This is a genomic window from Lelliottia nimipressuralis (assembly GCF_004115925.1).
GTDB lineage: Bacteria > Pseudomonadota > Gammaproteobacteria > Enterobacterales > Enterobacteriaceae > Enterobacter > Enterobacter nimipressuralis.
Genome location: NZ_SDDX01000001.1, coordinates 219,281 through 245,687, shown reverse-complemented (window position 1 = coordinate 245,687; position 26,407 = coordinate 219,281). Strand labels below are relative to the sequence as shown.

General features: G+C 52.7%; 31 protein-coding genes. 17 read left to right on the top strand and 14 right to left on the bottom strand.

Going from position 1 to position 26,407, the window contains the following annotated elements; all coding sequences use genetic code 11:
• Positions 1–4: 4 nt before the first annotated feature.
• Positions 5–589, bottom strand: a complete 585-nt coding sequence (gene rimJ, locus ETG88_RS01140; protein WP_100780610.1) for a ribosomal protein S5-alanine N-acetyltransferase — start codon at positions 587–589, stop codon at positions 5–7.
• A gap of 289 nt (positions 590–878) precedes the next feature.
• Here rimJ and mdtH point away from each other — a divergent pair, with 289 nt between their 5' ends.
• The 9 genes from mdtH (at position 879) to ETG88_RS01095 (ending at position 7,637) form a co-directional block, all read left to right on the top strand.
• Positions 879–2,087: a multidrug efflux MFS transporter MdtH gene (gene mdtH, locus ETG88_RS01135; RefSeq protein ID WP_100780611.1), complete on the top strand. Its 1,209-nt coding sequence runs from the start codon at positions 879–881 to the stop codon at positions 2,085–2,087.
• Between the two features lie 138 nt (positions 2,088–2,225).
• On the top strand, positions 2,226–2,786 hold the full coding sequence (locus ETG88_RS01130; RefSeq protein WP_100780612.1) for a lipoprotein: 561 nt from the start codon (positions 2,226–2,228) through the stop codon (positions 2,784–2,786).
• A 141-nt stretch (positions 2,787–2,927) separates the two neighbouring features.
• Positions 2,928–3,974: a dihydroorotase gene (pyrC, locus tag ETG88_RS01125; protein WP_129034376.1), complete on the top strand. Its 1,047-nt coding sequence runs from the start codon at positions 2,928–2,930 to the stop codon at positions 3,972–3,974.
• Positions 3,975–4,048: 74 nt separating this feature from the next.
• Positions 4,049–4,294 (top strand): DNA damage-inducible protein I, encoded by a 246-nt coding sequence (gene dinI / locus ETG88_RS01120; protein ID WP_100780614.1) that lies wholly within the window; start codon positions 4,049–4,051, stop codon positions 4,292–4,294.
• Positions 4,295–4,565: 271 nt separating this feature from the next.
• Entirely contained in the window at positions 4,566–4,820 is a 255-nt protein-coding gene (gene bssS / locus ETG88_RS01115; RefSeq protein ID WP_095281565.1) for a biofilm formation regulator BssS, read from the top strand.
• A gap of 117 nt (positions 4,821–4,937) precedes the next feature.
• Positions 4,938–6,056, top strand: coding sequence for an N-methyl-L-tryptophan oxidase (gene solA, locus ETG88_RS01110; protein ID WP_129034375.1), 1,119 nt, complete (start codon positions 4,938–4,940; stop codon positions 6,054–6,056).
• Positions 6,057–6,115: 59 nt separating this feature from the next.
• A complete protein-coding gene (locus ETG88_RS01105; protein ID WP_100780616.1) occupies positions 6,116–6,229 on the top strand; it encodes a YceO family protein in 114 nt (37 codons plus the stop codon).
• 261 nt (positions 6,230–6,490) lie between these two features.
• A complete protein-coding gene (locus ETG88_RS01100) occupies positions 6,491–7,057 on the top strand; it encodes a cytochrome b (RefSeq protein ID WP_102105598.1) in 567 nt (188 codons plus the stop codon).
• A 1-nt stretch (position 7,058) separates the two neighbouring features.
• A complete protein-coding gene (locus tag ETG88_RS01095) occupies positions 7,059–7,637 on the top strand; it encodes a YceI family protein (RefSeq protein ID WP_102105551.1) in 579 nt (192 codons plus the stop codon).
• Between the two features lie 41 nt (positions 7,638–7,678).
• Here the strand turns inward: ETG88_RS01095 and trhO are convergent, their stop codons facing one another.
• Positions 7,679–8,728, bottom strand: a complete 1,050-nt coding sequence (gene trhO / locus ETG88_RS01090) for an oxygen-dependent tRNA uridine(34) hydroxylase TrhO (protein ID WP_100780618.1) — start codon at positions 8,726–8,728, stop codon at positions 7,679–7,681.
• Between the two features lie 220 nt (positions 8,729–8,948).
• On the opposite strand from trhO, the gene ETG88_RS01085 reads away from it, so the two are divergent.
• The 3 genes from ETG88_RS01085 (at position 8,949) to ETG88_RS01075 (ending at position 11,690) form a co-directional block, all read left to right on the top strand.
• Positions 8,949–9,875 (top strand): Kdo(2)-lipid IV(A) acyltransferase, encoded by a 927-nt coding sequence (locus ETG88_RS01085; protein WP_102105553.1) that lies wholly within the window; start codon positions 8,949–8,951, stop codon positions 9,873–9,875.
• A 127-nt stretch (positions 9,876–10,002) separates the two neighbouring features.
• Positions 10,003–11,229, top strand: coding sequence for a multidrug efflux MFS transporter MdtG (gene mdtG / locus ETG88_RS01080; RefSeq protein WP_100780620.1), 1,227 nt, complete (start codon positions 10,003–10,005; stop codon positions 11,227–11,229).
• 86 nt (positions 11,230–11,315) lie between these two features.
• On the top strand, positions 11,316–11,690 hold the full coding sequence (locus ETG88_RS01075; protein ID WP_100780621.1) for a MysB family protein: 375 nt from the start codon (positions 11,316–11,318) through the stop codon (positions 11,688–11,690).
• Positions 11,691–11,696: 6 nt separating this feature from the next.
• On the opposite strand, the gene ETG88_RS01070 is transcribed toward ETG88_RS01075, so the two are convergent.
• From ETG88_RS01070 to mdoG, 3 genes are read right to left on the bottom strand one after another with little or no spacing between them, the layout of a single operon-like run.
• On the bottom strand, positions 11,697–11,924 hold the full coding sequence (locus tag ETG88_RS01070; RefSeq protein ID WP_100780622.1) for a YceK/YidQ family lipoprotein: 228 nt from the start codon (positions 11,922–11,924) through the stop codon (positions 11,697–11,699).
• A gap of 56 nt (positions 11,925–11,980) precedes the next feature.
• Positions 11,981–14,509 carry a glucans biosynthesis glucosyltransferase MdoH gene (gene mdoH, locus ETG88_RS01065; RefSeq protein WP_129034374.1) on the bottom strand — a complete coding sequence of 843 codons (2,529 nt, stop codon included), beginning with the start codon at positions 14,507–14,509 and terminating at the stop codon, positions 11,981–11,983.
• Positions 14,502–16,037, bottom strand: coding sequence for a glucans biosynthesis protein MdoG (gene mdoG, locus ETG88_RS01060; protein WP_100780903.1), 1,536 nt, complete (start codon positions 16,035–16,037; stop codon positions 14,502–14,504). Before mdoG ends, mdoH begins: the two co-directional genes overlap by 8 nt.
• 272 nt (positions 16,038–16,309) lie before the next feature.
• Between mdoG and mdoC the strand changes: the two genes are divergently transcribed.
• Complete coding sequence (mdoC, locus tag ETG88_RS01050; RefSeq protein ID WP_129034373.1) at positions 16,310–17,464, top strand: glucans biosynthesis protein MdoC; 1,155 nt, start codon at positions 16,310–16,312, stop codon at positions 17,462–17,464.
• A 30-nt stretch (positions 17,465–17,494) separates the two neighbouring features.
• Here the strand turns inward: mdoC and ETG88_RS01045 are convergent, their stop codons facing one another.
• From ETG88_RS01045 to csgB, 6 genes are all read right to left on the bottom strand, one after another.
• The gene (locus ETG88_RS01045; protein WP_164971750.1) at positions 17,495–18,979 is read right to left on the bottom strand and encodes a phospholipase D family protein; all 1,485 of its coding nucleotides are present in this window, start codon (positions 18,977–18,979) and stop codon (positions 17,495–17,497) included.
• Positions 18,915–19,457: an O-acetyl-ADP-ribose deacetylase gene (gene ymdB, locus ETG88_RS01040; RefSeq protein ID WP_129034371.1), complete on the bottom strand. Its 543-nt coding sequence runs from the start codon at positions 19,455–19,457 to the stop codon at positions 18,915–18,917. The genes ETG88_RS01045 and ymdB overlap by 65 nt, the downstream gene beginning before the upstream one ends.
• Before the next feature lie 108 nt (positions 19,458–19,565).
• Entirely contained in the window at positions 19,566–19,886 is a 321-nt protein-coding gene (locus ETG88_RS01035; RefSeq protein ID WP_100780627.1) for a YmdA family protein, read from the bottom strand.
• Between the two features lie 114 nt (positions 19,887–20,000).
• Positions 20,001–20,324 carry a curli assembly chaperone CsgC gene (csgC, locus tag ETG88_RS01030; protein WP_100780628.1) on the bottom strand — a complete coding sequence of 108 codons (324 nt, stop codon included), beginning with the start codon at positions 20,322–20,324 and terminating at the stop codon, positions 20,001–20,003.
• A 60-nt stretch (positions 20,325–20,384) separates the two neighbouring features.
• On the bottom strand, positions 20,385–20,837 hold the full coding sequence (gene csgA, locus ETG88_RS01025) for a curli major subunit CsgA (protein WP_100780629.1): 453 nt from the start codon (positions 20,835–20,837) through the stop codon (positions 20,385–20,387).
• A 40-nt stretch (positions 20,838–20,877) separates the two neighbouring features.
• Entirely contained in the window at positions 20,878–21,333 is a 456-nt protein-coding gene (gene csgB / locus ETG88_RS01020; RefSeq protein ID WP_100780630.1) for a curli minor subunit CsgB, read from the bottom strand.
• A 746-nt stretch (positions 21,334–22,079) separates the two neighbouring features.
• Here csgB and csgD point away from each other — a divergent pair.
• The 4 genes from csgD to csgG are packed head-to-tail and all read left to right on the top strand — an operon-like array spanning position 22,080 to position 24,425.
• Positions 22,080–22,730: a biofilm master transcriptional regulator CsgD gene (csgD, locus tag ETG88_RS01015; RefSeq protein ID WP_100780631.1), complete on the top strand. Its 651-nt coding sequence runs from the start codon at positions 22,080–22,082 to the stop codon at positions 22,728–22,730.
• 4 nt (positions 22,731–22,734) lie between these two features.
• Positions 22,735–23,124 (top strand): curli production assembly/transport protein CsgE, encoded by a 390-nt coding sequence (csgE, locus tag ETG88_RS01010; RefSeq protein WP_100780632.1) that lies wholly within the window; start codon positions 22,735–22,737, stop codon positions 23,122–23,124.
• A 24-nt stretch (positions 23,125–23,148) separates the two neighbouring features.
• Positions 23,149–23,565, top strand: a complete 417-nt coding sequence (gene csgF / locus ETG88_RS01005) for a curli production assembly/transport protein CsgF (protein ID WP_102105558.1) — start codon at positions 23,149–23,151, stop codon at positions 23,563–23,565.
• A gap of 26 nt (positions 23,566–23,591) precedes the next feature.
• Positions 23,592–24,425, top strand: a complete 834-nt coding sequence (gene csgG / locus ETG88_RS01000) for a curli production assembly/transport protein CsgG (protein WP_100780634.1) — start codon at positions 23,592–23,594, stop codon at positions 24,423–24,425.
• A 45-nt stretch (positions 24,426–24,470) separates the two neighbouring features.
• Here csgG and ETG88_RS00995 read toward each other — a convergent pair whose 3' ends face one another.
• From ETG88_RS00995 to ETG88_RS00985, 3 genes are all read right to left on the bottom strand, one after another.
• Entirely contained in the window at positions 24,471–24,956 is a 486-nt protein-coding gene (locus ETG88_RS00995; protein ID WP_206732568.1) for a DUF1097 domain-containing protein, read from the bottom strand.
• Positions 24,957–25,052: 96 nt separating this feature from the next.
• Positions 25,053–25,607 (bottom strand): TorD/DmsD family molecular chaperone, encoded by a 555-nt coding sequence (locus ETG88_RS00990; protein ID WP_129034370.1) that lies wholly within the window; start codon positions 25,605–25,607, stop codon positions 25,053–25,055.
• 20 nt (positions 25,608–25,627) lie between these two features.
• The gene (locus ETG88_RS00985; protein WP_100780637.1) at positions 25,628–26,365 is read right to left on the bottom strand and encodes a phosphatase; all 738 of its coding nucleotides are present in this window, start codon (positions 26,363–26,365) and stop codon (positions 25,628–25,630) included.
• Positions 26,366–26,407: the final 42 nt, after the last annotated feature.

Below are 26,407 nucleotides of genomic sequence, written 5' to 3'. Positions count from 1 at the left end.
CTCCTTAGCGACCTGCGGTCCATTCTTTGGTGGTTAACGCCGTCAGCACGTGGTCGCGCCACTCGCCGTCGATCAACAGATAATCTTTCGCGTAGCCTTCTTTTTCAAACCCAAGCCGCGCCAGCAAATCGCCGCTACGCTGATTGTGCGGCATATAGTTAGCCATAATGCGGTGGATGTGCTGAGAACGCTGCATATAGCGGATCGCGCTGGTCAGGGCTTCAAACATCAGCCCTTGGCCCTGCCATTTCTGGCCGATGGAGTAGCCGAGGTAACAGGCGTGAAACGATCCGCGTACCACGTTCGAGAAATTGGCGATCCCGATGATCTCTTTCTCTTCCGGGTCGAGCAACGCGAAATAATAGGCACTGCCCTGCTTGTGGAATTCGGCAATCATACTCAGGCGAGCCTGCCAGCCGGAGGGATAGCAGTGGCTTTCATCCCGAACGGGTTCCCAGGGCTTTAAAAACTGGCGATTCTCGGCGTAATAATCCGCCAGACGCCAGGCATCACGCTCATGCACCAGACGAACAACCAGTCTGTCTGTTGTCAGGCGCACTTTTGGCACGTTACTGCGATAGCCAAACATCGTTACCACTCCTTCCCGTTACTTCTGCTCTACCTGTTAGCTTTACTATACCTGCGCCGGTGCTTTCTGTGAAAACAGTGACATACCCTTTTTCACAGATTTCACAAAATTCGATTAAAAAGCTGAATCAAACCACCCTTTTGATAAAAAAATATTGTCGCTGGCGGTGTGGGAAAACGCCTCACAACCACGCAGAATATTAGCGTGCTCATCTTTTCCTACACTTAAGCCTTCAGACTGCCTTTTCGGGGCCGTCAGCAGGATGACGTGATTTTTCCCTGGAGGGAAAATGTCTCGCGTATCGCAAGCCCGGAGCCTGGGCAAATATTTTCTGCTCGTCGATAACATGCTGGTCGTGCTCGGCTTTTTTGTCGTCTTCCCACTGATCTCCATTCGCTTTGTCGATCAAATGGGCTGGGCGGCATTAATGGTCGGAATTGCCCTGGGCTTGCGTCAGTTTGTCCAGCAGGGACTTGGCGTGTTTGGCGGTGCGATTGCCGACCGCTTCGGCGCAAAACCGATGATTGTCACCGGCATGCTGCTGCGGGCCGCCGGATTTGCCACCATGGGCATCGCGCACGATCCCTGGCTGCTGTGGTTCTCCTGTTTCCTCTCCGGGATTGGCGGCACGCTGTTTGATCCGCCGCGTACCGCGCTGGTCGTGAAACTGATTCGCCCACAGCATCGCGGGCGTTTTTTCTCGCTGCTGATGATGCAGGATAGCGCCGGTGCGGTGGTCGGCGCCCTGCTCGGCAGCTGGCTGTTGCAGTATGATTTCCGTCTGGTGTGCGCCACCGGCGCGGTGCTGTTTATCCTCTGCGCGGCATTTAACGCTTGGCTGCTGCCCGCCTGGAAACTCTCAACGGTGAAAGCCCCCGTGCGCGAGGGGCTGGGCCGCGTGTTGGCCGATAAACGCTTCGTTACCTACGTGCTGACGCTGACGGGCTATTACATGCTGGCGGTGCAGGTAATGCTGATGCTGCCCATTATGGTTAACGATATTGCCGGTTCGCCTGCGGCCGTCAAATGGATGTACGCCATCGAAGCCTGTCTGTCGCTGACCCTGCTCTACCCAATCGCGCGCTGGAGCGAAAAACGTTTCCGCCTTGAGCATCGCCTGATGGCGGGCCTGCTGCTGATGACGTTAAGCATGATGCCGATTGGTCTGGTCGGCACTCTGCAACAGCTCTTTATTCTGATCTGCACTTTCTACATCGGGTCGATCATTGCCGAACCGGCGCGTGAAACCCTCAGCGCCGGGCTTGCCGATCCGCGTGCACGCGGCAGCTACATGGGCTTTAGCCGACTGGGGCTGGCCTTTGGCGGTGCGCTCGGATACGCCGGAGGCGGCTGGTTGTTCGATGCAGGGAAAGCGCTCAATCAACCGGAATTGCCGTGGGTGATGTTGGGCGTTGTAGGCTTTATCACCCTCATCGCCCTGTGGTGGCAGTTCAGCCCGAAACGCAGCGCGAGCGGTATGCTCGAACCCGGGGCCTGATGGTCTGAGCACGTATTCCGACGGGCGGAAGGTCCACTTTCGCCCCCGAATATCAGGTTTTTCTGCTGGTAACTGGTATACCCCCCTGACATACTGAGGCGTCAGGACAAGAGCGCCGACATCATGTTGAGGAACCCCATGAAAAAGATTGTCATTGCTGCTGCGTTAGTTATCAGCGGCCTGCTGGTCGGTTGTAACCAGCTTACGCAATACAGCGTTAGTGAGCAGGAAATTAATCAGGCGCTGGAAAAACACAATAACTTCTCCAAAGATATCGGTGTGCCCGGCGTTGCCGATGCCCATATCGTACTCAATCAACTCGTCAGCCAGATTGGCCGCGAAGAGCCGAATAAAGTCACGCTCTCCGGCGACGCCAAACTGGATATGAACTCCCTGTTTGGCAGCCAGAAAGCGAACATTAAGCTGAAACTGAAAGCGCTGCCGGTCTTTAACAAAGAGAAAGGGGCCATCTATCTTCAGGAAATGGAGATCGTGGATGCCGAAGTGACGCCGGAGAAAATGAAACCGGTGCTGCAAACCCTGATGCCGTATCTGAACCAGTCGCTGCGGAACTATTTCAATCAGCAGCCTGCCTATGTGCTGAGCGAGGACAGAAGCAAAGGTGAAGCGCTGGCGAAGAAATACGCCAAGGGGATTGAAGTGAAACCGGGTGAAATTATCATCCCGTTTACGAATTAACCGAGAGGGCGCCGTGTGCGCCCTTTTTTTACACTGCTATTTAACGGAAATGTGTGCAAACGAAAACGTTTCCCCTTATGATTTGTGTCCGGCAAAAACAGCCATCCTTATGACTGATTCCTGATAAGCCGGAGCATATCAATGACTGCACATCCCCAGGTTCTGAAAATCCGCCGCCCTGACGACTGGCATATCCATCTGCGCGATGGCGACATGCTGAAAACCGTTGTCCCTTACACCAGCGAAATCTATGGCCGCGCGATTGTCATGCCTAACCTGGTTCCACCAGTCACCACCGTTGATGCCGCAATTGCCTACCGTCAGCGCATTCTCGACGCCGTTCCGGCAGGCCATGATTTTACCCCGCTGATGACCTGCTACCTCACCGATTCGCTCGACCCGAACGAAGTCGAACGCGGCTTTAATGAAGGCGTGTTTACTGCCGCCAAACTCTACCCGGCCAATGCCACCACCAACTCCAGCCACGGTGTGACCAGCACGGATGCCATTATGCCGGTCCTGGAACGCATGGAAAAACTGGGCATGCCGCTGCTTATCCACGGCGAAGTGACGCACCCCGATATCGATATTTTTGACCGTGAAGCGCGCTTTATCGAGACCGTGATGGAACCGCTGCGCCAGCGTCTGCAGGGGCTAAAAGTGGTTTTTGAGCACATCACTACCAAAGATGCTGCCGAGTATGTGCGCGACGGCAACGATCTGCTCGCCGCGACAATCACCCCTCAGCACCTGATGTTCAACCGTAACCACATGCTGGTCGGCGGTGTGCGCCCTCACCTGTACTGCCTGCCGATCCTCAAGCGCAATATCCACCAGCAGGCGCTGCGTGAACTCGTTGCCAGCGGTTTTAGCCGCGCCTTCCTCGGAACCGACTCCGCCCCGCACGCGCGTCACCGTAAAGAGGCCAGCTGCGGCTGTGCGGGCTGTTTCAACGCCCCAACGGCGCTGGCCAGCTACGCCACGGTATTTGAAGAGATGGGCGCGCTGGAGCACTTCGAAGCCTTCTGTTCCCTGAACGGCCCGCGCTTCTACGGCCTGCCGGTGAATGAAACCTTTATCGAGCTGGAACGCAAACAGAGCCAGGTCGTCGATACTATCGCCCTGACAGACGACACGCTGATCCCGTTCCTGGCCGGTGAAACCGTTAACTGGACGGTTAAACAGTAATTTTTTATCGCCCCCTGTTGTAAGTTCAATATAATACCTGTATAAATAAACAGTATATTACACAGGGGGCAATTATGCGTATCGAAGTGACTATCGCCAAAACAACCACTTTGCCTGCTGGCGCGCTGGATGCGCTGGCCGGAGAACTCTCCCGTCGCATCAACAGCACGTTCCCCGATCAGGAAGGGGCTGTCACCGTCCGTTACGCCTCCGCGAACAATCTTTCCGTCCTCGGTGGGGCAAAAGAGGATAAAGATCGCATTAGCGAAATCCTGCAAGAAACCTGGGAAAGCGCCGACGACTGGTTCATCACCGATTAATTCAAACTCCCTCATTGTCATTTTTTGCCGGGTCGCCCCGGCTTTTTTTATGCCGATTAAATAAGTTCAAATTAATTGCGTATCTTCTTAAAAAAACGTGAATAAGATGGCGTTTTATTGTTCAAACAATCCTAAAAAGCAGAAATTTAGGTTGCCGCCTGTTTATTTTTCCCTTCATATCCCTTATTTATTGATATACTGAAGTTGCTTCAGAAAAACACGCATTGAACCTCACAGTCGTTGTCTTCTCACACGTATTACGGGGGTTATGATGGAAAAGAATAATGAAGTCATCCAGACTCATCCACTTGTCGGATGGGACATCAGTACCGTAGACAGCTACGATGCGCTGATGCTGCGTTTGCACTACCAGACCCCGAATCAGCCTAGCCGTGAAGAAGCGGAAGTTGGACAGACACTGTGGCTGACCACAGATGTCGCCCGTCAGTTTATTTCTATTTTAGAGGCAGGTATTGCCAAAATAGAGTCTGGCGACTACCAGGAAAATGAGTATCGTCGGCATTAATTTTATGCCCTACATTCACTCAACAGGCACCTAAGGGGTGCCTCATTTATTTCTCCCTTGAATAAGCCTTTCATCTTATTTACTCTGCAAACTTAAGTCCTGGTTTAAGAGATTCTCATGAAATACGACTTGATTATTTTAGGCAGCGGCTCCGTAGGCTCTGCTGCGGGTTATTACGCAACTCTTGCTGGCCTGAACGTGCTGATGATTGATTCCCACCTTCCTCCGCATGCTGAGGGGAGCCATCACGGCGACACCCGCCTCATCCGCCATGCCTATGGCGAAGGCGAGCGCTACGTTCCGCTGGTACTGAGGGCGCAACAACTCTGGGATGAATTATCAGCCCTGACCGAAGATAAAATTTTCGAGCGCACGGGCGTGGTGAACCTGGGTCCTGCGCACTCGGAATTCCTGGCGAACGTGGAGCACAGTGCCCGCGAATTCAATCTCGACGTAGAACGCCTCGACGCCACCGCCGTCATGAAACGCTGGCCAGAGATCACGGTTCCCGAGGATTACATCGGACTCTTTGAAGCCAGCTCCGGCGTACTGCATTGTGAAACCGCCATCAAAACCTGGGTCTCCCTCGCGGAAAAAGCGGGTTGCGCCCAGCTCTTTAACTGCCCGGTCACGGCAATCCAGCACAATGACGACGGTGTTACCGTTGAGACACCGGAAGGGCCTTATACCGCCTCCCGCCTGCTGGTCAGTGCCGGAACATGGGTCACGAAACTGATGCCTGAGCTGCCGGTTCAGCCGGTGCGTAAAGTCTTCTCCTGGTTCCAGGCCGACGGGCGTTTCAGCACCCAGAATAAATTCCCGGCCTTTACCGGCGAGCTGCCGAATGGCGATCAGTTTTACGGCTTCCCGTCTGAAAAAGACGCGCTCAAGATTGGTAAGCATAACGGCGGGCAGATCATCTCCTCCCCGGAGGAGCGCAAAGCGTTCGGTGCTTTGCCGGGCGATGGTTCCGAGGCGTTCAACTTCCTGCGTAATGTGCTGCCAGGCGTCGGCGGGCTGCTGTACGGTGCCGCCTGTACGTACGACAACACCCCGGATGAAGATTTCATTATCGATACGCTTCCGGGCCACGACAATACGCTGCTGATCACCGGGCTAAGCGGACACGGGTTTAAATTCGCCTCTGTGCTGGGTGAAATCGCCGCGCAGTTTGCGCAGGGTATCACTCCGCAGTTTGATCTGGCCCCCTTCTCTCTCGCGCGTTTTGGCGGATAATCCTCTTTTCAGGCTCCGACCCGTCGGGGCCTTTCTCTTTATATCGTCGGACAGAGATAATGCGCAGGATCTTTGATTATCTGGTAAACAATATTCGCGAGCATTTGATGCTCTATATTTTTCTATGGTCAATGCTTGCCATCATCGATGTTATTTATATTGTATTTTTCTGAAAAGACACGCTGACGATAATTGACAATACTTTATATTATCTTAATCTGGCCGCAAATATTTTGATTGCCACACAACCCCAGAAAACCCTTTCCCACCTAAGAACAGCCACTTAAGCACGAATGAATTGAATCAGAATCGCGTTACACAATCAAAAATATTGAAATAAAAAAATGAATATTCCTAATGCTTAAATATCAGTTGCAATAAACCTTTTCACAGGCCATTTTTACCCTTCAAATTAATTAGGGATGGTCATCATTATGCAGCTGCGTAATTCTTCTGCACGCTATGGAATAATATCCATGTGCTTGCACTGGTTAATTGCTCTCGCGGTTTATGGCATGTTCGGCTTAGGGTTGTGGATGGTGACGCTTAGCTATTACGACGGCTGGTATCACCAGGCGCCTGAACTGCACAAAAGCATTGGCATCCTGTTGATGATGAGCCTGGTGGTTCGTATTGTCTGGCGTCACATTTCCCCTCCTCCACCGGCGCTAAAAAGCTACAGCAAATTGACGCGACTGAGCGCCATCGCCGCTCACATCGCCCTGTATGGCCTGCTGTTTGCCATTTTGATTAGCGGGTATCTGATTTCGACCGCCGATGGTAAACCGATCAGCGTCTTTGGTCTCTTTGAGGTTCCGGCTACCCTGGCGGATGCCGGTTCCCAGGCCGATTTGGCGGGCCAGGTGCATCTCTGGCTTGCCTGGGGTGTCGTGATTTTATCTGTCCTGCACGGCCTTGCGGCCCTTAAACATCATTTCATCGATAAAGACGCCACGCTCAAGCGCATGCTGGGCCGATCGTCTGTAGACTCTGGAGCATAAAATGAAAAAACACCTGCTGGGTATCGCGTTAGGTTCTTTGGTATTTGTCACAGGCTCCGCCGTGGCCGCTGATTACAAAATTGATAAAGAGGGCCAGCACGCCTTCGTGAATTTCCGTATTCAGCATCTGGGCTACAGCTGGCTGTATGGCACCTTTAAAGATTTCGACGGCACTTTTACCTTTGACGAGAAAAATCCCGCCGCCGATAAAGTGAATGTGACCATCAATACCAACAGCCTCGATACCAACCACGCAGAGCGTGATAAACATCTGCGCAGCGCGGATTTCCTCAACGTGGCGAAATTCCCGCAGGCGACATTTACCTCAACGGAAGTGAAAAAGGACGGAGATGATCTGGATATCACCGGCAATCTGACCCTGAACGGCGTGACGAAACCTGTCACCCTCGATGCGAAACTCATTGGTCAGGGGGATGATCCGTGGGGCGGCAAACGCGCTGGCTTTGAGGCTGAGGGTAAAATCCGTCTGAAAGATTTCAACATCACCACCGATTTAGGCCCGGCATCGCAGGAAGTGGATCTGATTATTTCCGTGGAAGGCGTGCAGCAGAAGTCCTGATAAAAAAAATCCCGGCCGCATTTTGCGCCGGGATTTCTTATTTATTCCGGGTCAGGGATGCCCAGTTTGGTATTCAGACGACCACGCGATTTATTGAAAATCTTGTTGCCGTTTTCTCGCCCTGCGCGACGGCGGCGCTGCTCTTCTTCAGGCAGTACGCTCTCTTCGCTACACAGCTCGCTACAGCAGCCTCTAAACTTCTCGGCACAGCTCGGACACTGAATAAACAGCAGATGGCAGCCATCATTTTTGCAGTTGGTGTGGGTGTCACACGGCGTACCGCACTGATGACAGTGCGCGATCACATCTTCGGAGATGCGCTCGCCCATACGCTCGTCAAAGACGAAGTTCTTACCGATAAAACGCACCGGCAGGCCCTGCTCACGCGCGCGACGGGCGTACTCAATAATCCCGCCTTCGATATGCCAGACTTTATTGAAACCGCTGTGTTTCATAAAGGCGCTGGCTTTTTCACAGCGAATTCCGCCGGTGCAGTACATCACAATTTTTTTATCTTTGTGTTCCTGCATCATCTCCACGGCTTTCGGCAGCTGCTCGCGGAATGTGTCCGCCGGGATTTCCAGCGCGTTTTCGAAATGGCCTACTTCATATTCGTAGTGGTTGCGCATATCGATAAACACGGCATCAGGATCGTCCAGCATGGCGTTCACTTCTGCCGCTTTCAGATATTCGCCGACATCAGCGGCGTTGAACGTCGGATCGTCGATGCCGTCGGCCACGATGCGCTCACGCACTTTCATGCGCAGCACCCAGAAGGATTTCCCGTCATCATCGAGGGCAACGTTCAAACGAACATTGTTGAGAGCGGGATCAAAACCATAAAGAAAATCGCGGAAGGCGTTTACTTTACTTTCTGGCACGCTGATCTGCGCGTTGATCCCTTCATGAGCCAGATAAACGCGGCCAAACACCTTTAGCGCCTCGAAAGCTTTATAGAGTGCGTCGCGGGTGACCTGCGGCTCTTCAATGGTAAAATATTTGTAGAATGAGATGGTTACACGCGCTTCGGTTTCCGCAAGCATGCGTGCTTTCAAGGTCTCATTCGAAATGCGGTTGTGTAACACTGGCATGGTGTACGGTTCCTGCAATCGTTAAGAGAAAGAAAATCGGCGGCATCATATAGCATACAATGAGAATTTACATCCCCACATTTTGCGCTACATTTCCCTCATCCAGAAAATAAAGTAGCAACAATTGCTGCAAAAGCGTTCATTTGGCGCCCTTTCGTTTTGGTTATGTATTTAAAAAATGCGAGAATGCTGGCATAAGGACGAAAAAGACAGGAAAGACATGACCCGATTACCTCAGTTTTCAACGGCGTTGCTTCATCCACGTTACTGGCCAACCTGGGCCGGCATCGGCCTTTTATGGTTGCTGGTGCAACTTCCCTATCCGGTGATCTATCGCATCGGTTGCGGTCTCGGTCATCTCGCTCAGCGCTTTATGAAACGACGCGTCAAGATTGCGAACCGCAATCTGGAACTTTGTTTTCCAGACATGGGCGAACAGGAACGCGAGCGGATGCTGCGCAAGAATTTCGAATCTGTCGGCATGGGTCTGATGGAAACCGGAATGGCCTGGTTCTGGCCCGATAAACGTATGGCGCGCTGGTTTGACGTGACCGGAACAGGCATGGAGCCAGTGCATACCCTGCAGGCGGAAAAAACCGGCGTGCTGCTGATTGGCATTCACTTCCTGACGCTCGAAATAGGCGCAAGGATGTTTGGCATGCAGGCTCCCGGCATCGGCGTCTATCGCCCGAACGATAATCCGGTGATCGATCTTCTGCAAACCTGGGGCCGTATGCGCTCCAATAAGAGCATGATTGACCGTAAAGACCTCAAAGGGATGATCCGCGCGCTGAAAAACGGCGAAGTCATCTGGTATGCCCCTGACCACGATTACGGCAAGCAATCCAGCGTGTTCGTCCCTTTCTTTGCCGTTCAGGAAACGGCGACCACCACCGGTACCTGGATGCTGGCCCGTATGTCTAAAGCCGCCGTTGTGCCATTTGTTCCGCGTCGTAAACCTGACGGAAAAGGCTACGAGCTGATGATGCTTGAGCCAGAGCGCACGCCGCCGCTGGATGATGCAGAAACCACGGCCCGTTGGATGAACGGCATCATTGAGCAATGCATCATGCACGCGCCGGAGCAGTATATGTGGCTGCATCGCCGCTTCAAGACACGCCCACAAGGCATGCCTTCCCGCTACTAACTAACCTCCTTGCGGTCGTTCAGGCCGCATCGCTTTTAGCTTTAAAAGCCCTTCGCATTGCAGCAATCATCCCCCAGGCGCATAATTAGCAAGCTTACTATCGTCTTTTATCGCAATGCGGAATGCTATGTCGCCCTCAGATGCCCCCATAAACTGGAAACGTAACCTCGTCGTGGCCTGGCTCGGCTGTTTTTTAACCGGAGCCGGATTTAGCCTGGTGATGCCTTTCCTGCCGCTGTATGTCGAGCAACTCGGCGTGACGGGCCATAGCGCACTGAATATGTGGTCCGGTCTGGTTTTCAGTATCACTTTCCTTTTCTCAGCCATTGCCTCCCCTTTCTGGGGCGGGCTTGCCGACCGCAAGGGGCGCAAGATCATGCTGTTGCGTTCTGCGCTCGGGATGGCGATTATCATGGTACTGATGGGGATGGCGCAGAATATCTGGCAGTTCCTGATTTTGCGTGCGCTGCTGGGCCTGTTAGGTGGATTTGTCCCTAACGCTAACGCCCTTATCGCCACGCAAATTCCTCGCCATAAAAGCGGTTGGGCGCTCGGCACCTTATCGACCGGCGGCGTCAGTGGCGCACTGTTAGGTCCGCTCGCCGGGGGGCTGATGGCCGATACCTACGGATTGCGTCCCGTGTTTTTCATCACCGCCAGCGTGCTCTTTGCCTGCTTCCTGCTGACGGCGTTCTTTATTCGCGAAAACTTCACGCCGGTGTCGAAAAAAGAGATGCTGCATGCGCGCGATGTTATTGGCTCGCTGAAAAATCCGAAACTGGTGTTGAGCCTGTTCGTGACGACGATGATTATCCAGGTGGCGACCGGATCGATCGCCCCGATTTTGACGCTGTACGTGCGCGAACTGGCCGGGAATGTCAGCAATATCGCGTTTATCAGCGGCATGATTGCCTCCGTGCCGGGCGTTGCAGCGCTGCTGAGCGCACCGCGTCTCGGGAAGCTCGGCGATCGTATCGGCCCGGAGAAGATCCTGATTGCCGCGCTGGTGATCTCGGTTCTGCTGCTGATCCCGATGTCCTTCGTCCAAACGCCGTGGCAACTCGGCGTGCTGCGCTTTTTACTGGGCGCCGCTGACGGCGCACTGCTTCCGGCAGTGCAAACCCTGCTGGTCTACAATTCGACAAACCAAATCGCCGGGCGAATCTTCAGCTATAACCAGTCATTTCGCGATATTGGTAACGTCACCGGCCCACTGGTCGGCGCCGGGATCTCCGCCAGCTTTGGCTTCCGCGCGGTCTTTATTGTGACGGCAAGCGTCGTACTGTTTAATGCCATTTACTCCTGGTGGAGCCTGGCCCGCGCCTCGCGGCCTGCCCTTAATGCATCCTCCTGACAACTTATTGCCCCATTCATACTTGCAAAATCAGAGAATCAGCTATTCTTTCCCTGAACACCACTGCGAATCACAGGGAGAAACCGATGACCATGTATGCCACGCTGGAAGAAGCGATTGATGCCGCCCGTGAAGAGTTCCTCGCCGACAACACCAACGTCGAGGAAGAAGATGCGGACATCCAACAACTCAATATCCAAAAATATGTCCTGCAGGATGGCGATATCATGTGGCAGGCCGAATTCTTTGCAGACGAGGGGGAAGACGGTGAATGCCTGCCCGTGCTGAGTGGTCAAGCAGCTCAGGCGGTGTTCGACGGTGATTATGAAGAGATCGAACTGCGTCAGGAGTGGCAGGAAGAAAACACCCTCCATGAATGGGATGAGGGTGAGTTTCAGCTTGAGCCGCCGCTGGATACCGAAGAGGGGCAAACCGCAGCGGATGAGTGGGACGAGCGTTAATCAGCCCTATTCGTAAGGGCCATGCTGGGCGTCGATGGGCAGTAACAGCGTGTCGAACACCAGCGAGAACGGCAGATCGATAATCGTGACATAACGCCATGCGGAGTCACGAACGTCCCATTGCACTCCGGGATAATACTGGTTGCCATGGCCCTGACCGGGAATGGTACGGCTGATAATGCTGCCGCAGCCGCTCAGCAGCAGCGCCATCATCACCACGATGAGTATTCGCATTCAAACCTCATATAAAAAAATACCGGCCTTGGCCGGTATTTTTATTTTCGTTCGGCTTACTTCGCCTTCAGGGCCAGCGGGTTCAGCTTTATCGTCGAGTAGTAGTTCACCCACGAAGAGTATCTCTCCGGAGAGGACCATACGCGGTAGTGCAAACGCGCCATCGTCACAGGATCGCTTAACAGCACCAGACGGCGGTCGCGGTTCAATTTTTCCGGCGTTTCGTTGAGCGCCTGCTCGATGTGGCGATCGCGGGCGATCTCCAGCACCTGGCTTGCACGGTGACGCGCCGTTGCCATTGCGGTGGCCAGGGCGTTAAACGACGGGTTAAACACCGCGTGAATAAAGCCATCGTCCAGCGAGCGACTGCGGTTCATTGCCAGATACTTGTCGGTATCCACCAGCACCTGCGGCGGGGAGTACTCTTCCGGGATCAGGAACAGTTTCCAGCGTTTGGTACGTAACCCCACCGTAGAACGGCTGGAAATCACGGAGACAAACGGCGACAGGATCAGCGAGAACACAATCGGCGCCAGCCAGAACAGGAAGCGTAAATCTAGCCACGCCATTCCGGCAGCCCACACCAGACCCAGCAGCATCTGCGAGCCATGACGCATAAAGGCTTCGCTCCACGGCGTGGAGTCATCATCACGCTGCGGCGAGTTCCAGACCACTTCCCAACCGAGGAACGCGCTGACCACAAACACCGTGTGGAACAACATACGTACCGGGGCCAGCAGCACGGAGAACAGCACTTCGAGCAGCAGGGAAAGCGTCACGCGACAGAAGCCACCAAACTCTTTCGAGCCTTTGCACCAGATAAGAATGATACTCAGCAGCTTAGGCAGGAACAGCAGCACCATGGTTGACGCAAACAGCGCAATCGCCAGTTCAGGACGCCACTGCGGCCACACCGGGAACAGCTGGCGCGGTTGCAGGAAGTACTGCGGTTCGGTCAGGGCATGGACAACCTGAAGTGCGGTCGACAGGGCCAGGAACATAAACCACAGCGGCGCAGACAGATAAGACATTACCCCCGTCAGGAACACGGCGCGGTGAACCGGGTGCATCCCTTTGACCAGGAACAGACGGAAGTTCATCAGGTTGCCGTGACACCAGCGGCGGTCACGCTTTAACTCATCCAGCAGGTTCGGCGGCAGTTCTTCATAGGAGCCAGGCAGATCGTAGGCAATCCACACGCCCCAGCCTGCGCGGCGCATCAGCGCAGCTTCCACGAAGTCGTGAGACAAAATGGAACCCGCAAACGAGCCTTCGCCCGGCAGCGGTGCCAGCGCACAGTGTTCGATGAACGGCTGCACACGAATAATGGCGTTGTGGCCCCAGTAGTGGGATTCACCTAGCTGCCAGAAGTGCAAACCGGCGGTAAATAGCGGACCGTAAACGCGGGTAGCAAACTGCTGACAGCGCGCATACAGCGTGTCCATACCGGAGGCTTTCGGCGATGACTGAATGATCCCGGCGTTCGGGTTCGCTTCCATCAGGCGCACCAGGCCAGTCAGACACTCACCGGTCATCACGGAGTCGGCGTCCAGCACCACCATGTAGCTGTACTGATTACCCCAGCGGCGGCAGAAGTCATCGATGTTACCGCTTTTACGCTTCACACGACGACGGCGGCGACGGTAGAAAATCTGCCCTTCGCCCTGCACTTCCGCGATGAGTTCCATCCACGCTTTTTGCTCAGCCACGCAGATGTCCGGGTTGTAGCTGTCGCTCAGGATGTAGACGTCAAAATGCTCGGCGTTGCCGGTCGCCTTTACAGACTCCCAGGTCGCGCGCAGACCCGCGAATACGCGGTCAACGTCTTCGTTACAGATAGGCATGATCAGCGCAGTGCGGTGCTCGGGATTTAAGGCTTCATCCCCGACCGTCGACGCTGAAATGCTGTATTTGTCACGCCCCATCAGCAGTTGCAGGAAGCCCATCAGCGCGGTCCAGAAACCGGCGGAGACCCAGCAGAACAACACCGCAAACAGCAGGAGGATCCCGCTTTGCAGAATGTACGGCAGGAGCTGCATGAAGGAGACCCACAGATCCTGTCCTACCATGTCGGCCGGATTGATCAGCGTCCAGCCCTGATAAGGCAGGATGGTTTTCATGTACCAGGTGGCGACCACGGTCTGTGCCAGGGTCAGAACCAGCAGGGTGTAACGACGAAGGGTGCCGACGGTACGCCACTTCTGCTCAGACGCCTGCTGTTCTTTGGTCAGGCGAGACAAATAGCGCGGCGCCACATCGCGACCGCGAAGACGATCCCAGAAGCGGCCCACCGGGTTGGTGCGCCACGGGTCCGGGAACATGGAAGAGCGCGTCGCTTTCGGCATAGCCTGCAGCTGGGTGCGTCCCTCATCGTCTTTAACCAGCTGCCCTTCTGCCAGCGAATCCGGCCAGGCCTGCTCCAGACGCGCCTTGACGGAACCCAGTGGCGTATCGTCATCACGGGTAAATTCGTGATGCTCGCCATCCAGCGCGGTATGAACCGCGCGGATGTCGCTCTTAGGCAGCGCCGCTTTCTCAATATCTGTCAGCGGCATGGCATCGATATATTCAGATGTATTATTCATTGGCAGGTAGCTGATAGCTCCAGGTTTCACTCAGCGGCTGATCGGCATTGACCAGCGCAGCGCGCATTTCAGTGGTCTGTTTAGGATCTTTCACTTTTACGCGCAGGGTTAAACGCCACCCTTTAGTTACCGGGTTGTAACGCACGGTGCTCTCAACGATTTCACCATTGTCACCGATGCTGGTTTGCGCCGTGACGGGCGTATCCGGCGTCAGTTTTTTCATATCCTGACCGGCGAAGTCGACCACAAACGCCACGGTACCATCAGGCTGGCGAATGAGATTAGACTGCTTCACATCGCCCGTTGAGCGACGCGTCTGCATCACATACGCGTTGTCCGGCGCATGCAGTTTGTCTTCATCGCGGCTGAAGGTGATGGTGTACTTGAAGTTCATCTCTTTGCCGGCTTCCGGCAGCTGATCCGGCGTCCAGTAAGCGACGATGTTGTCGTTGGTTTCATCGTTGGTTGGAATTTCAACCAGCTCGACTTTCCCTTTACCCCAGTCCCCTTTCGGTGTGACCCAGGCGCTTGGACGCAGATCGTAACGATCGTCGAGATCTTCAAAGCGAGAGAACTGACGACCGCGCTGGAGAAGACCAAAGCCCTGCGGGTTTTCCATCGCAAAGCTGCTGACCGCCAGGTGTTTCGGGTTGTTCAGCGGACGCCAGATCCACTCGCCGTTACCCGCAAGAATAGACAGGCCGTTGGAGTCGTGCAGTTCCGGGCGGAAGTTGGTCGCAGGAGACGGCTGGTTCGGCCCGAACAGGAACATACTGGTTAGTGGCGCAACGCCCAGTTTGCCCACTTTGTCGCGCAGGTAAACTTTGGACTGAACGTCGATAACCGAGTCACGACCTGGAATGATCACAAAACGGTAGGCACCGGTTGCACGCGGGGAGTCCAGCAGTGCGTAGATAGTCAGGCGTTTGTCCGTCGGTTTTGGACGCTCGATCCAGAACTCACGAAAACGCGGGAATTCTTCACCAGACGGCAGCGCCGTGTCGATTGCCAGACCACGCGCAGAGAGACCGTAAACCTGGCCGGAACCAATCACGCGAAAATAGCTGGCCCCCAGCATGCTGACAATTTCGTCGTTTTTATCTTTGCTGTTGATGGGGTAAAGCACTTTAAAGCCTGCAAATCCCAGGTCTTTAACGGTGTCTTTATCGTGTTTCACATCGCCAAAATTAAAATAATCCGGGTTGTATTTGATCTTACGCACCGCAGTAGCCGTCACCTCATTGATGGCAACCGGGGTGTCGAAATACATACCCTGATGATAAAACTCAAGCTTGAACGGGGTTTTAATGTTGTTCCAGTACGCTTTATCGTGATTGAACTGGATCTGCTGATAGTCCGCATATTTCATGTCGCGGAAAACGGAGGGCAGGTTACTTTTTGGCGCCTCATAGCCTTTGTCGGCCAGCGATTTTGCCTGTTTTGCGACATCATCGATGGAAAAAGACCATGCAGAAGAGGTATACAGTGACAACAATACTGCTGCACCTAACCAACGCATTTTCATCATTTGTGGTTTATGTTTCATAATAAGTAAGCACTTCCCCCTTTGTGTGCTTAATTCGATCCGATCCATTTTACTGGAAATTCAGGCAATCCGACAACATTATCACTGCTTTGTTCAGCGGCTGGCTCATGGATTAAGCAACGAGAAGAACCCACTCTTCACTTTGCGTGCTTATCCTGGAGACAGGGTGTCGGTCTTGGTGTAGGGTTGGCTTCGAATGTAACCACTATTAGCCTTATGGATAAGGCGAAAAGTCTGAGAATGCACAAAGTTATATGACCACTGTACCTGTACAACGTGAATATTTCCTCGACTCGATCCGGGCATGGCTGATGCTATTGGGGATCCCATTTCACATCTCACTGATTTACTCCAGCCACACCTGGCACGTTAACAGTATAGAGCCCTCATGGTGGCTGACACTGTTTAACGATTTTATTCACTCCTTCCGCATGCAGGTGTTCTTCGTCATTTCTGGCTATTTCTCCTACATGCTGTTTTTGCGCTATCCGATGAAGCGCTGGTGGAAAGTGCGCGTCGAGCGCGTCGGCATTCCGATGTTGACCGCCATCCCGCTGCTGACACTGCCCCAGTTCATCATGTTGCAGTACGTAAAAGGCAAAGCGGATAACTGGCAAAACCTGTCGCTGTATGAAAAATACAACACCCTGGTCTGGGAGCTGGTTTCGCACCTGTGGTTCCTGCTGGTGCTGGTGGTGATGACGACCGTGAGCCTGTGGATTTTCAGCAAGTTGCGCCGCCATCTTAGCCGACATCACGAATCGCATTTCCCCCACCTCACCTATGGCAAGCTCTCTCTGCTATTCCTGGTGCTGGGTATCGCTTACGGCGCGATTCGCCGTATTCTGTTTTTGGTTTATCCGCCAGTACTGAGCGATGGGCTGTTTAACTTCGTCGTGATGCAAACCCTGTTCTACATCCCCTTCTTTATGCTGGGTGCGCTGGCGTTCATCTCGCCGAAGCTCAAAGCGCTGTTCACCACGCCATCTCCATGGTGCGCCGTCGGTTCAGCCCTCGCCTTTGCGGCCTATCTGCTCAATCAGCGTTATGGGAGTGGCGATGCGTGGATGTACGAAACAGAAAGCGTGATTACGATGCTGCTGGGGCTGTGGATGGTGAACGTGGTGTTTGCGCTGGGGCATCGCCTGCTGAACTTTAAATCCGCGCGGGTGACCTATTTCGTCAACGCGTCGCTGTTTATCTATCTGGTTCACCACCCGCTGACGCTCTTTTTTGGTGCATATATCACCCCGCACATTCGTTCTAACGCATTAGGCTTTTTCACCGGTCTGGTGTTTGTGGTGGGGATTGCCATCCTGCTGTACGAAATTCATCTGCGAATTCCCCTGCTGCGTTTCCTGTTTTCCGGTAAACCGCAAAACAAAGCGGAGAGCGTCAAAGCCGCTTAACGCCCCTGTCGCGCCGGGCTTCCGGCGCGTCTACAGTAGCCATTCCACCGGCAGCCACCAGGCGAGCCGCACCAGCACCCGCTGCCAGAAGCGCGTTTTCGGCTCTTTCTTGAGGACAATCTCCTCGCCCTCTTTTTGCTCCACCCAGTTTAAACGCCCGAATTTATCCAGCCGGATTTGCCACGCCTCATGCTGACGACTTTTCAGAAAACGTCGGTGGATCAGGCGCGCCAGGGTTTCGCTTTCAATGACAAACCCCATTTCGGTGTTAAGCATCGTCGAGCGCGGATCAAAATTCAGCGAGCCGATAAACACTTTTTCGTTGTCAATGCTGAAGGTTTTAGCATGTAAGCTAGAGCCGGAATTCCCGGTCAGGCCGCGATCCCGAAGGCCTGGGACAAAATCCTGCGTCGGTTTCAGTTCGTAGAGTTCAATCCCATGACGCAACAGTTTTTTGCGCCAGCGGGCATACCCCGCATGCACCACCGCCACGTCGTTTGCCGCCAGAGAATTGGTAAGAATCGCGATTTTGACGCCCTTGCGCACCATTTGCAGCAGTAGCGCGACGCCGGCGCGTGTAGGAACAAAATAGGACGAGATAATATCGATCTGTTCAACCGGCGAGCCCATGACATCCAGCAGACGCTGCGGCAGCAGGGAATGACGTTTCGCCCGCCCTAGCCCCTTACGCGGATCATCGCTGAGCAGACGGGTTTTCGCCCAGATAAGCGGCAGATTGCGCGCTTCAAGCCGGGTGATGAACTGGCTAGATTCGAGTTTATCCAGGTACCGCTGGGTAATGTCATTCTGATACCACTCTTCCGGCGTATGGAGACGCATTTCAATCTCCTCCTCCGACAGCTCAAGCACCTGCTTCAGGGGCGAGACGCAGGCGCTGTTCCAGTAGCGTTCGAAATCGTCCGTGACATCCGCCACCACAGGCCCGATGGCCATCACATCCAGATCGGAAAAGAGCGGCGCCTCCCCTGCCCCAAAATAGGCATCCCCGACATTTCGGCCCCCCACAATCGTCGCTTCACCGTCGACGGTGAAACTTTTATTGTGCATTCGGCGGTTAAGTCGGGCGAAATCGGTGAGATAACCCAGCGCGCGCAGGGTGCGGAAAGAGAAAGGGTTAAACAGCCGGACGTCGATATTGGGATGGGAATCGAGCAAGCGCAGGATAGCATCCAGTCCCTGCGTATTGTTGTCGTCAAGCAAGAGCCTGACCCGCACGCCGCGCGATGCCGCAGCGAGTAGCACGGAAAACAGCAGACGCCCCGACATATCGTCTTCCCAGATGTAGTACTGCACATCCAGCGTCTTCTCGGCCATTTCCGCAAGCCTGTAGCGGCAGGCAAACGCGTCCAGGCTGTCATCCAGAGGAAGCAGCCCACACATCCCCGGATGTTCGGCATTGACGGGCGCGATAGCACGCCCGAGTCGCGTGTTATGCGTCGAGATCCTCTCCTCGCTGGGTAAGGAGTCGTTGGTAAAGTCGGGCATTTTCGTCATCATAGCAAACAAAGTATACCCGTTCCGGTAACGGCTTGCGGGTGAGATAGTCTGAAACCGTCGTCACCGCGATGGCCGCCGCAGCAGCCTTGGGAAAACCGTAGACACCGGTGCTGATCGCCGGGAAGGCGATAGTTTGATAGCCATTGGCGGCCGCCAGACGCAGACAATTCAGATAGGCATCTTCCAGGCTTCGCGCCTCATGATGCTCTCCGCCCTGCCAGACCGGGCCTACCGCGTGAATAACTGCTTTGGCAGGCAGATCGCCTGCAATCGTAATCACCGCATGTCCTGGCGCTAACTCACCCTGCTGCTGACGAACAATTTTACAGGCTTCCAGCAGCTGTGGCCCGGCGGCACGATGAATGGCACCGTCGACGCCGCCACCGCCCATCAGGGATGGATTGGCGGCATTGACAATGACATCAACGTGCTGCGTGGTGATGTCCCCGAGGACAACTTCAATGTGCGGTCTCATATCTAACCCTCTACTACCGATCTCTTTGTTAAGTGTATAGCAGCGGTCAGTTGGGAAGAAGTAATTGATAAGAAAAGCCCTCCGGTCGTGAAACGGGAGGGCTCAGGCCTAGCGATAGTTGACTAACAACACTGCCAACGTTTTTTCCGGATTGATATATTTCATACTTACCGTGGCGACATCTGGGTAAGGGTTATGTCCCCGCAGGGCATCACCGTAACTTACCTGGGTGGTTTGCACGCGTCCTTCGTGCGGGCATGACAACGCAAACTGATTATGCTGTGGTGAAATCTCACACGGGTCTTCCACAATCGACCCGTTAAAATGAATCACACCGCCGTTAACCGTGGTTGCAGCTAATGCTGGAGTCAGTGCCGATAAAACAACAATACCTGCTGAAATAATACTTTTTACTATGGACGCTGCCATGGTTGGCTCCTCAATGAGAAATCATCCTTGAGGGGTCACGCATTCCTTATTCAAATCATAGAAACATTCATTGGGAACCGCCAAATTATCCAATATATTGATTTCGTGAATATTTCATTCAGAACCCGGCCATTGTTGCGATAAATGAAGCGATTGCCCGTCAGAGACATTAACGACAATTCTCACGGAATCTTTAGGGTTAATATTCAGACTCAGACGGGTTAAATCGATCGGTTGATTCGCGGGAATAGAGAGGGTGCTGCGCTGACTAGACGTACTTTGCCCCCCAAGCCCTTCCCGAGATGAAATAATTTGCACCTGACATACGCAGGGTTCAGTCAAAATAACCTGAGGAATGATGGTGGTCATATCCCCGTCGTGGGTGGTTTTAAAGGTGATCTGGCTCGAGAGCGCAGCAAGGAGTAATAAGGTGTGCATGATAAACTCCCGAAAAAAAACAGGGCAAATGCCCTGTTTTTTTGTAGTACAGATTCGAAATTAATACTGATGCGCAGTCGCGTTGTTGCCGAAGCCAACCTGATGCACAGTTACAGTTGACCCGGAAGCGGTCTGGTCCACTGCCGCGCCGTTGCCGCCGCCGAACTGTTTAACACTGATGGTGGAGTCTTTACTGTTCCACTGATCGAGGGTTGCGCTGTTACCAAAGCCTTTCTGCAGCAGGTCAATGGAACTGTCATCAGAACCTTGTCCTACATCAGCACCGTTACCGCCGCCGTGCTGAGTAATCGTCAGGTCAGAATTTTTAGCGTCAGTTTGCAAGGCAACAGCTGAGTTGCCGCCACCGTACTGGTAAATGCTCAGAGTTGAGTTCGGGCCGCTATTACCGCCACCCCAACCACCACCGCCGCCGCCATATTGTGGAACCGCACCAGCCAGAGCACTGCCAGAAACTACGATTGCTGCAATTGCTGCCACTTTGAAAAGTTTCATGGTAAACCCCCATCGGATTGATTTAAGTCGTCGTAAATAGTCAGCGTTGGATAACGCGAATTGCCATTTGCGACTGTCTCTGTACTACAACTGCTGTTTTTTGCGTACCATACTGGGTAATATTCGCTTTGTTACCCGAGCCTTTCTGGATAATCATCGCGGTATTACCAAAAGCCCCTTGCTTAATACTCGCATCATTGCCGTTACCGGACTGATCGATATAAGCGAGGTTATAAGTCCCTGATTGATCAACTTTCGCTCGGTTGTTCCCGCCATCCTGAGAAACAACGGACAGTAATTTAGAACCGCCCTGGCGAACGTCAGCATTATTACCTGAACCTTGTTGACCAATAATGGCTGCCTGATTATATGAAGACTTGCTTAATTCATTAATCGCGAAGTTATATTCCGAGACTGCCAAATCCGGACCTGCCGCGATCGCTAACCCAGGCGCACCCAGTAATGTAAACATCATAAATAACGTTCTGTTTTTCATGTTGTCACCTGGACCTGGTAATAAATAAATGGCTTGGTGTTAACGCGATTCGTTTTTTGTTAACGCCGCGTTACGATGAAGAGTATGTCTACCGAAACAATTTAAATATCTCACCCGCGAGTGTTATTTTTATTTAATGGGTCACCTCAAAGTATTAATTAATGCCAAAATTACCAGTCGGCAGCGTAAGTTAGTTTTTTAAATATTATTTTGACAGCCTGTTTGCGCTTCGTTAAGGAAGCGCTTATCGCCCCCGTCGCGTCTGCCCTTCGCGCTTCGCCGACAACATTCCGCGACACCTCTGTCACAAGACGTACGATTTCTTAAGAGCTTTCTGTTAGCATGCAAAGTCTTAGATTTTTCATCTCACTCATACCTGTTACGAGCAAACACAAAATAATCAATTGATATTAAAATCAACTGATTGCAATAATTTGTATGATTTTTAAAATGTGTGCAGCATTATTATCATGTACAACTTTTTTATCATTACTGAACTTTTAAAGCGCCTTAAATTCACAAATTAATATTGATTTTTACATTATGTTACACCATTAACACTTGATTTAAAAATCGTAATAGCTAGATTGAAATCAGCAGTACGAATTATTTTTAATATTTACCTCCTCCTGGAGGTTATGGTCTGATTCTACACACAGCAGTGCAACATCTGTCAGTACTTCTGGTGTCCCCCGAATATATCGGGGGACAGCTGCCAGGTGTTATAAAAAAAGTGGGGTTTCATCATGTTTAATGAAGTCCATAGTTTACATGGTCATACATTACTGTTGATCACAAAGCCTTCTTTACAAGCGACAGCCTTATTACAACATTTGAAGCAGTCTCTGTCATTGAACGGGAAATTGCACAATATTCAACGTTCTTATGATGATATTGCTCCTGGCAGCATCATTCTCTTCGATATGATGGAAGCTGATAAAAAGCTTATCCATTACTGGCAAGATAACTTAAGCAGGAAAAACAATAATATCCGCGTGTTATTATTGAATACACCTGATGAGTATCCTTTCCGGGATATTGAAAGCTGGCCGCATATCAACGGCGTCTTTTACGTCACTGAAGACGAGACGCGTGTGGTGGAAGGGTTACAGGGTATTTTGCGTGGAGAGTGTTACTTTTCACAAAAACTGGCCAGCTACCTCATCACTCACTCCGGAAATTATCGCTATAACAGTTCAGAGTCGGCTTTGCTGACGCATCGCGAAAAAGAGATTCTGAATAAATTACGCATTGGTTCTTCAAATATTGAAATCGCCCGTTCGTTATTTATCAGCGAAAATACAGTGAAGACACATCTCTATAATCTTTTCAAGAAGATAGCTGTTAAAAACAGGACTCAGGCTGTTTCATGGGCAAACGATAACCTCAGGCGTTAATAACATGAAACGCACGTCGAGTTGGATCGCGGCAGTCGGCTTTCTGCTCGCTGCCGGAAATCTTCACGCTGTTGAAGTGGAAGTGCCCGGATTATTAACTGACCACACCGTCTCATCTATCGGCCACGATTTTTATCGGGCATTTAGCGACAAATGGGAAAGTGATTATCCTGGCAACTTAACAATCAATGAGCGGCCCAGTGCTCGATGGGGAAGCTGGATCACCATAACGGTTAATCAGGACGTGGTGTACCAGACATTTTTATTCCCAACGAAAAGAGACTTTGACAAAAACATCAGTTTTGCACTGGCACAAACTGAAGAAGCGGTAAATCGTCTGCAAATCGATAAGGCTCTGCTGAGCACTGGCGATTTAGCAAAAGATGAATTCTAGCGATATTAATCTCCGGAGGCTGTAATGCGTCTCGCACACACAGTGATTTCGTTAATGCTGATTGCACCGTTAAGCTGGGCCGGGAATATGACTTTCCAGTTCCGTAACCCAAACTTTGGTGGCAATCCAAATAACGGGGCTTTTATGCTCAATGAAGCCCAGGCCCAAAACTCCTATAAAGACCCCAGCTATAACGATGATTTTGGTATTGAAACACCGTCTGCACTGGATAACTTCACTCAGGCTATTCAGTCGCAAATATTAGGTGGCTTGCTCACGAATATTAATACCGGCAAACCAGGCCGCATGGTGACCAACGATTTTATTGTCGATATAGCCAATAAAGACGGGCAACTGCAGCTGAATGTGACCGACCGGAAAACGGGCAAAACGTCCACCATTCAGGTATCGGGTCTCGCAACCGATTCAACTGATTTTTAAACAACCACGAAATAAGGACAACAATCATGCAGCGCTTACTGATTCTTGTTGCAGTGTGCTTATTGAGCGGTTGTTTAACTGCTCCACCTAAAGAAGCCGCTAAACCCACGCTGATGCCCCGGGCGCAAAGCTATCGCGACCTGACGCATCTGCCGGCACCGACCGGTAAGATATTTGTCTCGGTTTATAATATTCAGGATGAAACGGGCCAGTTCAAACCGTATCCGGCAAGTAACTTCTCGACGGCTGTTCCACAAAGTGCCACCGCCATGCTGGTGACTGCGCTCAAGGATTCACGCTGGTTTATTCCTCTGGAACGCCAGGGGCTGCAAAACCTGCTGAACGAACGCAAAATCATTCGTGCGGCTCAGGAAAACGGCACCGTTGAGGTTAATAACCGCGTACCGTTGCAGTCGCTGGTTGCCGCAAACGTTATGGTTGAAGGCTCGATTATCGGCTACGAAAGTAACGTGAAATCGGGCGGTGTCGGGGCGCGTTATTTCGGTATTGGGGCGGACACGCAGTACCAGCTCGACCAGATTGCCGTCAACCTGCGCGTGGTTAACGTGAGCACCGGTGAAGTGCTATCATCGGTCACCACCAGCAAAACGATTCTCTCCTATGAAGTTCAGGCCGGTGTCTTCCGCTTCATCGACTACCAGCGTCTGCTGGAAGGTGAAATCGGCTACACCTCGAATGAACCGGTGATGATGTGTCTGATGTCGGCCATCGAAACAGGGGTTATTTTCCTGATTAACGACGGGATCGATCGTGGACTGTGGGATCTGCAGAATAAAAATGACGTGAAAAATGAGGTCCTGGTGAAATACCGCGAAATGTCGGTGCCTCCAGAATCCTGATTCAGAAAGCACAACGAAAAAGCGAGGCGCTAAGGCCTCGCTTTTTTATTTGCTCAATACCGTGCCGTTTTCCTGCGCCCGCTCTCGCCGGGCCGCCAGCCACAGCCCGCTGTTTTTCATCGCGTAGCCAAACACCAGTCCCAGAAGGAGCGACGGGATAATCATTTTCCAGTCGCCCTGCCCGGCAAAGGTCGCGCATGCGCCAATGAAAGTTCCAGGAACAAAAGAGAGCAGCAGGTGTTTTGCCTGAATGCACATCAAAAAAGCCACCACGCCAGTCATCATATAGCCGACGATCTCAAGATGCGGCGCAAGCGCGCTGCCGTGCATGATTATCAATGCCCAGACAACGCCGCTCATCATGGTGCAGCCCGAGATAAACAGCCCTTTCAGTCCGCCCTGCGGACAGGCGAAGTAGGCGGTACAGCCGAGGAAACCCGCCCAGCTGAGCAGTCCCAAAGACACGGCAACCCATCCCCAGATTCCGGAGAGGATCCCTGTCGTAATGGCAATGGAAAGTAATATATTCATGGCGCGCATCTTATCAGATACGCGCCAGTGAAATGAGATCACGAGCACATTTTGTTCAAATCAAAATGTATCGTTACATTGAATATGTGATTTAAATCACTCTTCGTTCTCTTCCTGTAATTCGTCCCACATGGCCGAGATCGCTTCACGGGTCAGCGGTGCCAAGGTGCGCCAGAAAGGAGACGTGGCGTGGGCTTCAATCTTACCGAGGAAAGCACCGCACCAGGGGAGAATGTAATCGCCAAAAAGCGTTTCCAGAGCTTCGCTTTCATCGTCACCGGCGTGATCTTCAATCCACGAGGCCGCCAGCAGCAGCGTGCCGATATGGTCGGCAGGCGCATCGCTCAGGGGCATACCGCGCTCGGAGAGGAACGCGCGCACTTCAGATTCCGTCGCCCCCTCTTCCCAGGAAGAGCGATACGGAGAAACGCGCCCCTCTTCGCCCACAAACAGGGCGTTATAATCCGCCGAAATCTGCTGCATATCGCAGCTCTTTTGCAGGCGTTTCAGTAGCTCGTCCTGCTCCAGCGGCCAGTTGTCCGCGAGCTTACCTTCGCGAATCAGCGTAAAGAGCGGAACCAGCAGCGGATCTTGCGGCTGGCGATAGTACAAGGTGCCCAGTACGCGGCAAAGGATTGAAAACTCGTTCATTTATTTATTCCATGACTGTATTAAAGTTCAGCAAATTCAGCGATCGGTGGCATGCCACGCGATTCGAGGAAATCCAGCATCCGACGCGGGGTAACGTTAAGAATACGCTCTTCCGGGAACCCGACTTCATCTAACACTTTCCGGCACTCGCCAAATTCCCCCAGCGTAAAGGCGGTGTGGGAATCAGAGCCCAGCGCCACCATTCCGCCAGCATCACGCACCGCCGCCGCCACTGCACGACAGTTGGCTTCACTGCCAATGCGCGAGTGGGTAAAGGAGGAGTTATTGATTTCCAGTGCCACGCGGTGTTTTGCCGCCGCCTGGGCGACCGCCTGAATGTCGATTGGGAATTTCGGGTTGCCAGGGTGGCTGATAATGTGGACGTTGCCGCTGGCAATCGTCGCGATCATCGCCTGAGTGTGGGTCTCTTTATCCTGAGGAGCAAACACCGGTTCATGAAAACCGGCGATAATCAGATCCAGAGAGGTCAGCATCGGGCCAGTACAGTCGATCTCGCCGTCCGTGTTTTTAATGTTCGCCTCGATGCCGCGCAGTATCCCGACGCCATCCACCAGACGAGGCCAGATGCGCATATTTACAAAGTGCCAGTAGTGCGGCGCATCAGCCATATCCGGGCCGTGATCGGTGATCGCAAAAAGCGTAATCCCTCTCAGTTTGGCTTGCGCGATGTAGTCATGAAGGGTGCTGTACGCGTGGGTGCTGGCGACGGTGTGCATATGCAGGTCTACGGGATACATCTCTCTCTCCTCTGATGTTTTACCCCAAGGATAGCAGGTATA